Raw genomic sequence first — 12434 nt, 5'->3', positions numbered from 1 at the left:
CCATAATTTCCGCAAACCGCCGAAATTTTCGCCGGATCAAATTGAACTTCCTCGAGAAAATCAAGATCTCTAACAGGTGGTGTATTATGCGTAGGCGTTCCTCAAGGTATGAATCGTTGCCTTCTTACTGATCTTTGCTTCTTTCAGCGCAGCACGAATGCATCCTGCACACTGGAAACCGGCATTGGTTGATCAGCATGCGGCCGGTGAATTCCTCCTCTTCCGCATGCAGGGAAAATCCATACTTTGTTCCGGTGCGTCTTCCAAAAATTGCGCAACACTTGAAGCGTCATTGTTGGAAGCGGAACGCACCGATCCCTTCCGCCTTTACCGTTCCGCACTGTAATCATCATCCGACTGCCGTCGATGTCGGCCACTTTCAGCCGAGTCCCTTCCTGCAATCGTAGTCCGCACGAGTAGATCGTTTGCAAACACACCCGGTAGATTTGCAGTCTCACCTGGCTGAGAGCTACCCACACTTCGGTTCGGCTCATGATGATTGGTATTTTTTTGTCATGGCGTGCCCGAACAAAACGAATCTCGGGCCATCTTTTCTTAATCGTCTGATCGTAAAAAAATTTGATCCCGCAGATCGCGATCGTGCTTGTTACGCGAGACCACTTCTGAACATTCATCCGATACAGAAAATACTCTCGTAATTCCTCATCGCTGATCTGATCGGGTTCTTTCCCGCAATGCTCTGCAAATTTCCGGATCGCACGAACATATGATTCTTGCGTCCGCTCTGAGAGACCTTGCAATTGCATATCTCCAAGCATCTGTAATTGCATTTGCTCCAGAGCATCTACTTGTGGTACTCCTTCTATTGTTGGGTTGGCTATTTGTTGTTGAAGCTGTTTTAATCGCTGTAGTTCATTCATGACGGACCTCCTTACGCATACTGTAGTAGCAAGGAGGTCCTTTTTAAAATGCAGTCAAATGCTCTGCTCAGCTCATTACCGGCGCGTCCGCGCGCCTAAGTTCAACAAGCACATGCACGGGAGCCGCGCGAGCAAATTTCACATGGTTCTTTCGGTTCCTTGTGGCCCGGTGATGTGAATCCTCCGGCATCGGAGGGAGAAAAATGAAGACAAAATCTCAAGATTCCGACGCAATATTAGCGCGAGCAGTTAGATTCACAAGGAGAGGAAATATGGTCTTTCCGTTCCTTCCTCTTTGGATTGGTTTTCCCTTGGGCTTCGGCGTATTTTACGCCGGACATTGGCATTGGGGTATAGCGGCGGGCATCGTGATCGTCTCCCTGCTCGGCGCGGTCCATTTGTTTCGAGAGGCTTTGGAACAACGACGCGTTCTTGATGTTGCATTCGGACAGGGCAATGGTGAGGTCGTCTGGGTGTTTGCTATAAATTGGATATATGAGTATTCTCCTCCCGACGCTGGAACAGTGAAACTTGGACTTTCAGACGGTTCAATTTGTACGGTTCGGCTTCCCCACGGTGTTCTTGTAAAGGATGTCGAGAAAGCCCTCGTCGATCTCTTCCCACGCGCCGTTTTTGGCTTCCGCGAGGACTTCCCAACCGCTTTCTCAGCCAACCCGCTCGCCTTTCGTGACATATTCATTCGGGAACGCAAAGAGACTAGCCTGTCTGAAAGAAAAGAGCCACGGGCACCTCAAGCTGACACATTCTGGGCCGTCGAAAAGAGTTCGCAAAAAGGTATGGTTGCATGTTCGTCATGTGGAAGGCGGCTCTCGGAAAACGAACTGAAAAAAGATGAAGCAACAAAACGGCTCGAGGCCGCAATGGGCGGTCCTGAGCCGGGAGCTGAATACACGCCAAATCTGCTCAGCCGGTTAGCTATGAAGTGTGTGGGTTGCGGCGCTTGGATATGCTGCGATTGCGCCGAGAAGGCGGCGTTGCGAGCTGGCGTTGGAATGCTGAAACACGCCAACTGCGGAGGCATGTTCAAGAATCCAGAATAAAGCCAGACGGCATTCGTCTAGTTCAAACTAAAGCTCGACCTTTCGGGACAGAAAAACAGTGGGGTTCGCACAGAATTAACAAGTAACTTCCAGCTCAGGCCATGATTATTCGATGTGTAAATACCTTTGGATGAATAAGCATATAACGACCCCTTGGACAGAATTCCAAGATCGTAAATAGTTGCACCTTGCGCTCCCACTCTGATCCATGTCAATTTTTTTTCACGTAAAACATCCACGAGGTAAGGATTGTGACAACGACAACCACAATCGTGGCGAAAATGATGAATGCTCTTGTATTAGCTTTGACCAATTCCGTTTGAGAAACTCTTGGCATGACCGTGATTTGATGCAGTCTGGAAATATCATTCGATTCAATTGCAATGCAATAATATTCCCAGTTTGGTCCAACATCGCCATCGCTCAAAAGGCTTTCAAACAATAGTGAAGGATTCACGAGATTCAGAAGAGTCCTGTGAGCTGCAAAACCATAAGGCTCCGCCACCCAATTCTTCTATATCGAATAAGATACCGAGTTTCGCTATCGGGTGTTTTCAGAACACTTTACTACTAATTCCGGTTTGGGCGCATGGCTTTTTTCACGACCCGCGAAGCAGTATGATAGTTTCACCCTTTGTCTATTGCTGGATGCCACATCTATGTTTGAGCTAAGTAAGAATAAAGAACCTGCCGATAATTTGGAAAAACCGACAAAAAGGTTTCGTCGCCGCTGTCTTATCATCGCATTTGCAGCTTTAGCATGGTTTGGCGTTGGTATCCTCTTAGTCAATGCCGGTGTCGACGTCTCAAAAGCGACCGGTATCTTAGGGATACTGTTCTGGCTTTATCTGGTCACGTTTATGTGCTCGCCGCTTGTCGCCCTTGTGGCTTTTCTGTTCGCTGCTTACTCACGAAGGTGGATAGAGACACAGGCAGAAACGAGGCGAATACGTGAAGAACAGCGATCCCGGGAAACGTTTCGGACCGATTGGCAATTGGAATCGCACACCTCCAAGGTTCGCAATTCAATCAAGAATGTGATGCGAAGGTCAAGGGGAGAAAAGCTACATTGTCAAAAATGTGGAGTGGAACTCAAACGTCGCTCAGAACTTCAAGGACAGAAGATCGGCGGAGTGGTTCTGGGCTCAGAGATGCAAAACTTTCTCGATTCGATGCTGACTTGCGCGTACAGGTGCAGAAATTGTGGTTATTTGAAGTGCCAATCCTGTGTACGCGTCGGCGGCGGTTGTCCGTCATGTACGCAACTGATATTCGATGCTGTTGATTGAAGAGACTTTTCATGAAGTCGGGAGAGCATTATGGAAGTGAAAGATCTGCTTAAGAAAGCGAGCGCTGGTGAACTTCAATGTACTAAATGCGGAGCCACTAATGTATCCCTTAACAATGTGCGGGTTGGAATGAAAGATGGTGCACCCTTCATAGATCCAAGTGCTTACGGACTTTGCAAGAAATGCGACACGAGAATCTCTCTCGATCGGCTGTTTAAACAGACGGATTTACAACCCAAAAAGTGGTGGAAATTCTGGAAATAGTGTTTGTTTTGCAAGATTTTCTGTGACTGCGGAGAAACGGGAGGACTAATGGCAAATCTTTTCGGCTTTCTCAAGAAACGTCGTCAACGTGGTTCGATCCGTGAGAGAGTTCAGGCACTCGCTTCATTACTGCAACGAGGATCGAGTGCGAGCGATTATGAACAGGGTCTCCGTCTGATCACAGACATACAAAGTTTCGAAGCGCAGGGGTTTGGCAATTGGGAATATGGTTATTTAACCGAACGTCTTCGAGGTACGCCCCGAATCGAAACGCCGGAATGGCTTGTTTATTCGCTTGTTACGGAATCTGGTTTTGATAACACTGAGTTCATATCTGCGATCGCGAGACGTTATAAATCAAAACTCTGGTGGTGGTTAAAAATTTATGCGGATGATACACGTCAGGATCAGCAACTCCGCGAGTTTGCCGGGGATTATCTCCTGCCAAGCTGCTCTTTCTGCGGAGCATTGCGCGTTATGACAGCTACTTGCGAGCGCTGTGGAAGACCGGTAAACCAAAGTTAATGACATCTTTGAGAGTTGTAATGAACCGATGAATGAAAGGGATCAACAATCGAACAGTGGCGCGGGTCATGAACAATGCGATCGGTGCGCGATAGTTCATGGCTGGTTTTTATCAATGTCCTTGGATCGTCCGGAAGAGGTAGGTGGGTGGTGCATATCGTGTCAGACAACCTTTTGCAGCGCTCATGCGGATGTATTCAAAAAGTGCATCATATGCGGAACGGAACTGTTTCAACCGCGCGCCGAAAGATTGGAGCGGGAGTGGGTTAAAATACCAGGATTCCTATCCTATAAACCTTACAAATGGCCCGAACGTTGCGTGTGTTGTTTTTCTTCGGCCGAGGCAACGGCGACCGTCATTTCTGAGCTGGATAAACAGGCGCTGACAGCAGGCCATGCAAAAGTTGGAAAGTCCGGAAATGTGGAAGTGAATTATGATTCGTACACAAAAAAGGCTTCGGTAACGATCCATGTGCCGTACTGCGAGGATTGCAAGAGACACGATCGATTACGGAATATCGGTTTTCCTATGATGGGATGCCCCCTCAGCCTTGTCGCGTTATTCCTAATTACAGGTTTCATCCTGTCTCTTTTTGGTTTGGTTTCGCTATTTGAGCTGAAGTTTGCGAATCTGCCTCTTGCTTTTCAAATTATAGGCTTCATCATTCTCCCGGTCTCGTTTGTGATTGGTTATTTTCTAAAACGGCTTGGAGACAAGAAAAGAAAGGAAAGTTGTCAGAAAGCCGCTGTCGGACTGATCAGGAGTTTCCCAATTGAGTTGAATGTCGATAAAATGGGCGTCGGTTCGCTTGAGTTTGCGCAGCCGAGGTATGCAGAAGCGTTCACTCAAGCCAATTCACAGCGCCCTGGAATTGATCTGAAATGATAAATCCTGACAGGAGGAGCAATGACTCGAAACAGTTTTCTCTCGACTCTTTTTGCGACATCAATCGCCTTTATGAACTGCGCGTTGAGCGTGGCGCAAACTACTTTTGTCAAAGGTACTTACTCGATCATTGAGGCGAAAAAATCAGATAAATCGCACGAATATCTCACGGTGGAGTCGGTGATGAATCAACTGAATTCTGATTTAAAAAAACTATTGCCCGATCCCGCCAACGCCCAACTTATTTTGCTTGATGTAACTTTCAAAACCGACGGGGATCCGTCCAAGGGGAATGAACTCAACCCAACCGATATGGAAGTTCAATGGGCGGTGAAAGACGTGGAGGGCAAGGCGCCTGTCATTGGTGTTCACCTTTCGAAAGACTTCATTATCACGGGCTCAGGAAGCGGGTTTTTTACATCTATGAGACCCGACACTTACGAAGTATTCTGTATCGTCCCAAACGGTGTGAAACAAATCAATCTGGCGCAGCGTGTTCCGGATGGGGCCTACAAGGTTGTAAAATCCGATATCGCGCTTGAAAGCACCAAAAAGCCATAGTCGCAACCATCTGATCGAGCGCCAACACACACACATCTGTCCTATAAAGGATTCTCAAACTCCATCGATGTTCAACCTAGAATCGTTCACCTATATGATCGTTTGCCCTCGGTCAAGACAGATCTCAGCTCTTTTCGAAAAAACCTTCATTTTTTCAGAATCAGCGAATCATTGCGTTATGAAGTCGGGACTCTTTGACTGCTTCTGATACGGCGCTCTGCTGTTTTTTCGTTTCGCTTCGGAGATCCAAATTTTCCACCAGGGCTGCGATAGTAACAAGATTGCTTTCTGAAATCATTTGGCGAAAGTTCATTCATAAGTCTCGATTCCTCTGGCGATTTTCTCGGCTTCCGTTTCATCAGAAAAACCGGAAATGATCAGATGGCCGCCTGTTATTTGAGTTTGAATTAATGCTGTCGTCCACAGCTGACCATTCAACAGGATTCCAATCTGTTTTCCTGCTCTTTGTTGTGTAAATTCTCCAAAATATTTGGCGCCATCGTTGGTTAGTTCCACATCAATGAAAACTCCGTTTGGATCTCGGCGCATTGTAGCTTTTCGGACATGCCGATTGTTTAATTCTACATTGCTATCAATGTAATAAGTTTCACTCGATAGCCGGGCAATCTCTGGTTCCGTGCCTGGTACGGGAGAAGTTTCAACACTCCTGATTTCGAATCGGACTGCTTCTCTTGCATTCTTCTTAGGAGCTGTAAAAATTGTGACGGGAATGCTGATTAACAATACGGCGAACATCAGGAGCGGAAATGCAAGAAGTACTGTAAGGATCCATTCGGTACGCCTCCATACCCGCCACTCTTTGAAATTGATTTGAATGGGGAAGCGTGTCTTTGGAATTACTTGGCCGCAGGATGGGCAGGGTTGGCCGATCAGTTCCGCTTCCGGACCGCGCAGAGGCGTTGAACAATGCGGACAGGGCCCTTCGACTTCAGGTAGGTCATACTTGCCTTCGTAGTAGACTTCCGCGTAAGAAAAGGAAGCGCCACAAATATTACAGGAAGTAAATCCGATCGCATCTGGTATTCCTTCCACGGACCGTTTTTTCAGATTAATGCAACAATTGGGACAACGATAAAATAAGGAACGCCCCTCAACTTTTTTCATGTGGATCAACCTGATTTTATCATCAGACGGAATCCACTTCTGTGTGGAGCGGCATATTACCGGCAGAGGTTGCCATTGTATAGTTGGAATTACTTAGGGGGCTATTTCTCGCCTCTTGTTTCACTCGAGTTGCCTTTTGATATGGCGTGACTTTCACTGGCTCAACAATTAAATCTGCTCCGTCTCGAACAGCACGTAATAATTGCCTTTGATTTGACCATTCATGGACTCAAAATCAAACACTCGTGTGCGCTCAGTGGCGTATTCATTCGCGAACTTACCAAAAGTCTCCTGGATCTGAGCGTTGATGTAAGCCACATCGCTTCGACGCGCGACACAAAAGGAGATGGGTAAATCCGGTCGAATCGAATGCCCCAGGTCGCGTTGCTGCTGCAGGATCTGATTCATCAAGATCCTTTTGTTTTCTTCTGCAATAGGGATGTCGCTTCTTATCAAGATAGATACAACCTTTTGCCGCCTTTTTATTCCATCCCGGATCAGCAGAATGCCAGGTAAAACAAAAAGAAAGACGATCCCCATCAATTGTTTGGTACGTCCAGATCCTTTATTGCCCTGAATAGCCGGTACCGATAGAACGAGTGCGACAATGATTAGTGCAATTCCGATTTTTATTTTTGGATGCATCTAACAATAAATGCAATGCATGGTTACTTCGGGGGGTTTTATTCAGTGACCAACTATGATCCACCGAAATTATTTTTCCCCCGGCGATCTTCCAATTCAGTGCTTGCAATTCGATTTACATTCGAAACATCAACACGCCGTTTGCCTGAGGTAAGAACAAGATCGTGGACCTTGTTATATTCCCAAACTGTTTGGTAGACATCATCAAGTCTCGCTGCTGCCTCAAGGGATTCGACTGTTGCGTCTCTTTGGTTGCGGTTCAGCAGTTCAGACAGAGCGAGTATTACGTCCTCAGCCAAATCCTCATTGTCTTTTGCTACCTGAATCAGTGGTGATATGCATCGAGCATCGCCCAATAAGCCAACTGTCATGAGAAAGCCTTCTTCCCATGAAGTCTCACCGTGTTCCGCGGCTGGTGTGATTCTTTCCAGCTTTACATTTAATCTTTGCGCCAGCTCAGGAGCCAGTGCGAGGATGACATCCGGATTACGAAGCCTTGGATTTATCTCAGAGCCGTGGCGCCAGTGTTCCAGCACATACGTGACAATCATTGATAAATCCTTCGCGGCCAGCAGCCCAAAAACTCGACTGCTGACGGTCTTGAGTAATTTTTCTACCACGTAAGAAACATATTTCTCGCGCTCGTATCTGGATTGTTCATCTCTGTGGATTTTCAGAAGGGTAACAACAGGATCTATGATTCTTTCTTCCAATGCGGCGATTGTTTTCCAGTCCTCTTTGATGAGCGCCAGGAGCGCATTGTGGAAGTCATCTTTGGGTTTCCAACCACGCGATTCTAATTCCGTAACCGCGGTGATTCGTATTTTGGAGGACGGATCGTACAGTAATTTCTCTAGTAGACTGGTGAAATCTGCTTTGGTCAGTCTTCCTAAAGCAGAAGCGTTAGGTTTTTGAAGAATGAGACGCGAGACCGATTCTGCTGCCTCTGCGGAAAGCGGCCAATTTTGATCAATCTGATCCAGCGAGGTTTCAATCACTGTACGGAAATTCGAAGGTAATTTTCGATCCAACGCTCTCGACATCAAGCTAATTGCATCTCTTGCCCTGATTCTGCCCAGCGCTATCGCTGCACTCAAAACGTCCGGCAAGTCACCAATAATGAAGAGGTTCTGAAATTCAAAAAGTAGATACGTTGTAAATTCCTTACATACATCGGATTCGCGCCACGTGGGATCTATTTTGTCCAACGCATTCTGCGCCGCGATGCCCTCAGAATTGCCCAGGATATGAAGGAGCCCCCCGACCATCGATCTCGCTTCCGGGGTGTTCTCCCAATCAGGAATTAGGATGGTGAGCGCAGAAAGAATCGGCTCGGCTTTTCCGTCCGGCGTCTGTTTGAAGGAGAACTGCGTTATCGAGGAAATCAGTTTGTCCGCCGTGGATCGTGCTTCCGGTGCCTGCGTCCACAGTGGATCGATGTTGTGAAGGTATTTTGTAAGCTTTCGTTGGTCTGCTGGTGAGTGCAATTCAGGCAATCGACAAATCAAACGGGGTAAAGCCGATCGCGCGGCCTTCAGTTCGGGCCATGCGGGACTGATAGCCTGCAGTGATTGCTCTGCCTGCTTACGCACTTCTAAAGAATAATCAGCCAGAAGAAGCGTAAGAGCGGATACGGCCTCCTGGTTCGCCGTCAAACCACATATCTTTGCGGCAAATATTTTATCATCGCTGTCATGTGACTTTTGAAGGACTTTGAGGATCGAACTTTTGAACTGTTGTAACCAAGAACCTGTCCAGTCATCAGATTCGCAAAAAAAGTCAACGGCAGCCTGACGCACCTCTTTTGCCTCGTCCTCCAGTGCCGCCTTGAGTAGTGGTTGAAACTTCCTGGGGGATTTTAGTCTGCCGAGCTCCGCTATCGCCTTCATTCGCCTTTTCCGATCTTTCGATTTAAGTTTCCTAACAACCCACCAAAGTATCATCCCGTAATCCTGACGTAAACTATGCCTGATTGTTTACAAACCTTGCAACCATTTTTTTACCTCTTCATCCGGCGGTTTACCCACATAAGGCAATATTCGCGTGCCCGACCAAACCCAGACCTTCTGTTCGCACGACGGCGGAGATGGACCCTGAAACTCGTGAGTGCCTATCACACGACTGCTCCTCGTTTCGTAGACAGTGACCTTGGAGTCCGTGCGAATGCGCTCTACCGTTCCCGAATAGCCAGTATAACGACATGAATCCATAACTACCTGGTGGTCCTGGCGGATTGCCACAGCGGAAACTTGATTGAGTTCTGCTTGTTCTGCATTCAACAGAGTCAACTTTGACGACGGACTTGTTGGATCCCCTTGAAACACAAGCAAAGCACCGCCGTGCCTATGAGGCTGGTCGCTTGGATTCGGTCTTTGTGACACGTTCGCAAAAAGCAGGCGAGCCAGGCTGTCTCCCTTCACGACCAGAAAAATTTCCTCCTCTATCTTGTCGACACTTTGAAGCTTGAGAGAAAATGGAATCTCGTCATACTCCGAACGATTTGAAAACGCGGTTCCAAGACCTCCCTTGCCTGGAATCCGGTAAGTCAAAACATCTTGCTGGATCTGAACACTCCCAACAGGGCTCGCAGCTCTAGTTGCGTGACAGACTCGGAACTGAAAACGAAGGATGTCGTCATCGAGAACAACACTCGCATTAGTCACATTATGCTGTTCGCCCGCTACACTAACTCTTACATCCGCGCTGACGGGTGAAACCAGTGGGATGCCGCCCGAGTGTGGAAACTCGATCTCCTGCGGAGGACGAGTTAACTTGTGTCGAATGTGTTGCACGTGGCGTCCGTCGGTTATGCGGATGTCGAGCACCCCATCGGTGGGAAGTTCAGATGATTTCCATTCGATGGCAGCAGCCGGAATCGGGCGCGCATCACGCTGCCTCTTTTGAACCTCGGCACGCTTTCCTGCCGCCTCTACTGTTGCCTTGTGCCTGGCGTACACGAGAAGTCTCAATGTCGGCATCGAACAATCGGCGCGCCGGCCTGGTTTCCACTGCTCCGCAATCTCTACTTCTCGCGCGCCGCAATTGATAAGCAAAAGCACCGTAAATAGAACCACGAACAAACTTCTCACGTCACGGTGGGTGATCACTCGAATCTCTGGTCGCATCAGATAATGATCTAATGATTGCCTAATGAGATGTGAAAATTGGCGCTTCTGTTGTTGTCAACTCTCTCGCCCTTTTTCTGATTGGATCTGAAATCTCATTTTATCATCAGAACCGATACGTGTTATCTGCCTGGACGTCTTGAGACCGTAGTTACCATCGTTATATAGTTAGGCAGGCGCGAGGGGTGTTATGTATTGCGATCTGTGTGGCATGAATTTTCCGGAAGAAAAACTGGACGCGGTTGCCGAGCAACGTTTACTCAAGAAGGTTCGGTTGGGCTTCGCAAGCAGTTTTCTGGATCTCAAAAAAGAAGGCCAAAGCTCTAAAGTGATTAATCAAGGTTCTACTGCCGTCTCCAAAGGCCAGAAATGGAACGCGGATTTTCAGGATTGGATGCTCTGCAAGCTGTGTCAGACAAATCTTGGAGATTGGGAACGCATCCACGCGGGAGGCACAACTTTCGTGGTTGCGGGTCTGATCATTTGCGTGTTTGATATATTTTTTGGCCTCAAACGTATTGATCAGCTATCGCGAAGTGATGCCATTGCAGTGTACATACTTCTTGGCCTTGGTGTTTTGATCGTTATTATGGGAATCATCATGCGTCGTTACAGACCCAGGTTTCGCACGATGCAAGATGAGCTGGAATCGCTCAGAAAAGTACAGGTAACGCCGGAGCTAATTGCATATGCCCAGCAAGAACTTCAAAAAGAAATACCCGATTTATTGAACCGTATCAAGGATACCGACCCATCGCGAAGAGCGAAGGCCGCCGCGATTCTGGGCACGGCGGGACTGGCCTCGCCAGAGGTGGTTAGGGCGTTGACCGAATCGCTCCAAGATTCCGATGGATCAGTCTTCGTGTATGCCGCGGTTTCGCTGGATTCACTACTCCCGAAATGGTACCAGAAAATCGATGGGCAAACGCTTGCAACAAAACTAGCAGCCGCCGTGGTTGACAACAAGATCTCGCTGGATCACAAGATACGAATCGCGGCCGCCAAAGTCGTTCAAAAACTAGATCCCATTCGCGGAGAGGCATTGTTGATGATTACGCAATTTGAGAAGGACATCGATTCAGGTCTGGCCGCTAATTTGGGTGTAACCGAAAAAGATCTGCAACAGGTCGATATGAAGGATAAATTGATAATGGCATTAACGCCAACTACGGCTGAGCAACGGAAACCAGGTGAAACTGTTTGGGTGGCTAAAAATCCGCGACTCGCAACCAGCAGACCGATAGCCGATCTGAAACGTATCTTCTTGTTCACAACCGGTGATGGAAAGACGATCCTGAATTCTTCAGTCATGGCTGGAATGCTGGAGGATTCCCTTGGAGCGCCGCTCGATGACATTCGGCGCCGTCTCGAAATAATCGTGTTTGCACATTCCGATGCGGCAGCAATGACCGCAGCGATGGGAGAATTACCGCAGGATGCATCGCAAGCCATCGCAGTGGTGGATCCTGAAGTAATTCCTAAGACCCAGGATGGATCCTATTTTGCTGCGCTCCGCGTTTTCCGTGAACCACAAACGAACGAACACTGCGTTTTCGTGCTGATATATCAAAGTCACTAAACATTTGTCGACCCTTTGCCTTCGGTTTTCGGGAGCCAATTCCGATAATCACTGTGATCGCATTCGATCTCCGAAAGCTGATGGTCCGGCAGTCAAGGATAAGTATTTTCTTTTTTGGGTCCCGTGCGATCATTGAAATCTGGAGACTGGAGATTGCTCCGGAGGAAATTCCCAACCATTGCCGCACTTCAATTTGGCCTTAGGTATTCGATGGACTCAGTTTTTAGCTCTTCTTGGTATCCAATCTCGTTAGGTTTGTTCCTTCAGAAACTCTGTCCTCGCTAAACGATTCTGTTTGCATGCAAAATCCGTTTGCATTTTTGCGTCAGTTTTGCGCGATTTTGCGCAGTTTTGCAGACTTTTTCCCGACCATGTCGACGAGAAGCTTACAACTTTTAAGCAGAGGGTCGCTGGTTCGAGTCCAGCACGGCTCACTTATTCTTCTCGGCAAATATCCAAAACACAGCCTAATTTTCGTTTGCATTTTGTTAGT

Annotated in this window: 11 protein-coding genes; 5 read left to right on the top strand and 6 right to left on the bottom strand. The window is 47.7% G+C overall.

The annotated features are described in order from the left end of the window. Nucleotides 1–143: 143 nt before the first annotated feature. Nucleotides 144–881, bottom strand: a complete 738-nt coding sequence (locus L0156_28115) for a site-specific integrase (protein MCI0606867.1) — start codon at nucleotides 879–881, stop codon at nucleotides 144–146. 272 nt (nucleotides 882–1153) lie between these two features. On the opposite strand from L0156_28115, the gene L0156_28110 reads away from it, so the two are divergent. Next, nucleotides 1154–1942 (top strand): hypothetical protein, encoded by a 789-nt coding sequence (locus L0156_28110; GenBank protein MCI0606866.1) that lies wholly within the window; start codon nucleotides 1154–1156, stop codon nucleotides 1940–1942. 211 nt (nucleotides 1943–2153) lie between these two features. Here the strand turns inward: L0156_28110 and L0156_28105 are convergent, their stop codons facing one another. Next, entirely contained in the window at nucleotides 2154–2447 is a 294-nt protein-coding gene (locus L0156_28105; GenBank protein MCI0606865.1) for a hypothetical protein, read from the bottom strand. Nucleotides 2448–3543: 1096 nt separating this feature from the next. On the opposite strand from L0156_28105, the gene L0156_28100 reads away from it, so the two are divergent. From L0156_28100 to L0156_28090, 3 genes are read left to right on the top strand one after another with little or no spacing between them, the layout of a single operon-like run. Beyond that, nucleotides 3544–4020 (top strand): hypothetical protein, encoded by a 477-nt coding sequence (locus tag L0156_28100; protein ID MCI0606864.1) that lies wholly within the window; start codon nucleotides 3544–3546, stop codon nucleotides 4018–4020. A gap of 28 nt (nucleotides 4021–4048) precedes the next feature. Continuing rightward, complete coding sequence (locus tag L0156_28095) at nucleotides 4049–4906, top strand: hypothetical protein (protein MCI0606863.1); 858 nt, start codon at nucleotides 4049–4051, stop codon at nucleotides 4904–4906. A gap of 21 nt (nucleotides 4907–4927) precedes the next feature. Continuing rightward, a complete protein-coding gene (locus L0156_28090; protein MCI0606862.1) occupies nucleotides 4928–5467 on the top strand; it encodes a hypothetical protein in 540 nt (179 codons plus the stop codon). Between the two features lie 309 nt (nucleotides 5468–5776). On the opposite strand, the gene L0156_28085 is transcribed toward L0156_28090, so the two are convergent. The 4 genes from L0156_28085 to L0156_28070 all read right to left on the bottom strand — a co-directional run bounded on the left by L0156_28085 (nucleotide 5777) and on the right by L0156_28070 (nucleotide 10362). Next, nucleotides 5777–6592 (bottom strand): hypothetical protein, encoded by an 816-nt coding sequence (locus tag L0156_28085; GenBank protein MCI0606861.1) that lies wholly within the window; start codon nucleotides 6590–6592, stop codon nucleotides 5777–5779. Between the two features lie 168 nt (nucleotides 6593–6760). After that, entirely contained in the window at nucleotides 6761–7237 is a 477-nt protein-coding gene (locus tag L0156_28080; protein ID MCI0606860.1) for a hypothetical protein, read from the bottom strand. Between the two features lie 53 nt (nucleotides 7238–7290). Beyond that, on the bottom strand, nucleotides 7291–9126 hold the full coding sequence (locus L0156_28075) for a hypothetical protein (GenBank protein ID MCI0606859.1): 1836 nt from the start codon (nucleotides 9124–9126) through the stop codon (nucleotides 7291–7293). Between the two features lie 87 nt (nucleotides 9127–9213). Further along, nucleotides 9214–10362: a hypothetical protein gene (locus L0156_28070; protein MCI0606858.1), complete on the bottom strand. Its 1149-nt coding sequence runs from the start codon at nucleotides 10360–10362 to the stop codon at nucleotides 9214–9216. 190 nt (nucleotides 10363–10552) lie between these two features. Here L0156_28070 and L0156_28065 point away from each other — a divergent pair, with 190 nt between their 5' ends. After that, nucleotides 10553–11941 (top strand): hypothetical protein, encoded by a 1389-nt coding sequence (locus L0156_28065; GenBank protein ID MCI0606857.1) that lies wholly within the window; start codon nucleotides 10553–10555, stop codon nucleotides 11939–11941. Nucleotides 11942–12434 lie beyond the last annotated feature (493 nt).

The sequence above is a fragment of the bacterium genome, from assembly GCA_022616075.1.
GTDB lineage: Bacteria > Acidobacteriota > HRBIN11 > JAKEFK01 > JAKEFK01 > JAKEFK01.
This window is presented reverse-complemented; position numbering and strand designations above follow the sequence as displayed.

What these genes read in the sequence shown, in the direction of transcription:
- L0156_28115 (MCI0606867.1), bottom strand. Translation starts at nt 881, where the DNA reads ATGAATGAACTACAGCGATTAAAACAGCTTCAACAACAAATAGCCAAC.
- L0156_28090 (MCI0606862.1), top strand. Translation starts at nt 4,928, where the DNA reads ATGACTCGAAACAGTTTTCTCTCGACTCTTTTTGCGACATCAATCGCC.
- L0156_28070 (MCI0606858.1), bottom strand. Translation starts at nt 10,362, where the DNA reads ATGCGACCAGAGATTCGAGTGATCACCCACCGTGACGTGAGAAGTTTG.
- L0156_28085 (MCI0606861.1), bottom strand. Translation starts at nt 6,592, where the DNA reads ATGAAAAAAGTTGAGGGGCGTTCCTTATTTTATCGTTGTCCCAATTGT.
- L0156_28065 (MCI0606857.1), top strand. Translation starts at nt 10,553, where the DNA reads ATGTATTGCGATCTGTGTGGCATGAATTTTCCGGAAGAAAAACTGGAC.
- L0156_28075 (MCI0606859.1), bottom strand. Translation starts at nt 9,126, where the DNA reads ATGAAGGCGATAGCGGAGCTCGGCAGACTAAAATCCCCCAGGAAGTTT.
- L0156_28100 (MCI0606864.1), top strand. Translation starts at nt 3,544, where the DNA reads ATGGCAAATCTTTTCGGCTTTCTCAAGAAACGTCGTCAACGTGGTTCG.
- L0156_28110 (MCI0606866.1), top strand. Translation starts at nt 1,154, where the DNA reads ATGGTCTTTCCGTTCCTTCCTCTTTGGATTGGTTTTCCCTTGGGCTTC.
- L0156_28080 (MCI0606860.1), bottom strand. Translation starts at nt 7,237, where the DNA reads ATGCATCCAAAAATAAAAATCGGAATTGCACTAATCATTGTCGCACTC.
- L0156_28095 (MCI0606863.1), top strand. Translation starts at nt 4,049, where the DNA reads ATGAATGAAAGGGATCAACAATCGAACAGTGGCGCGGGTCATGAACAA.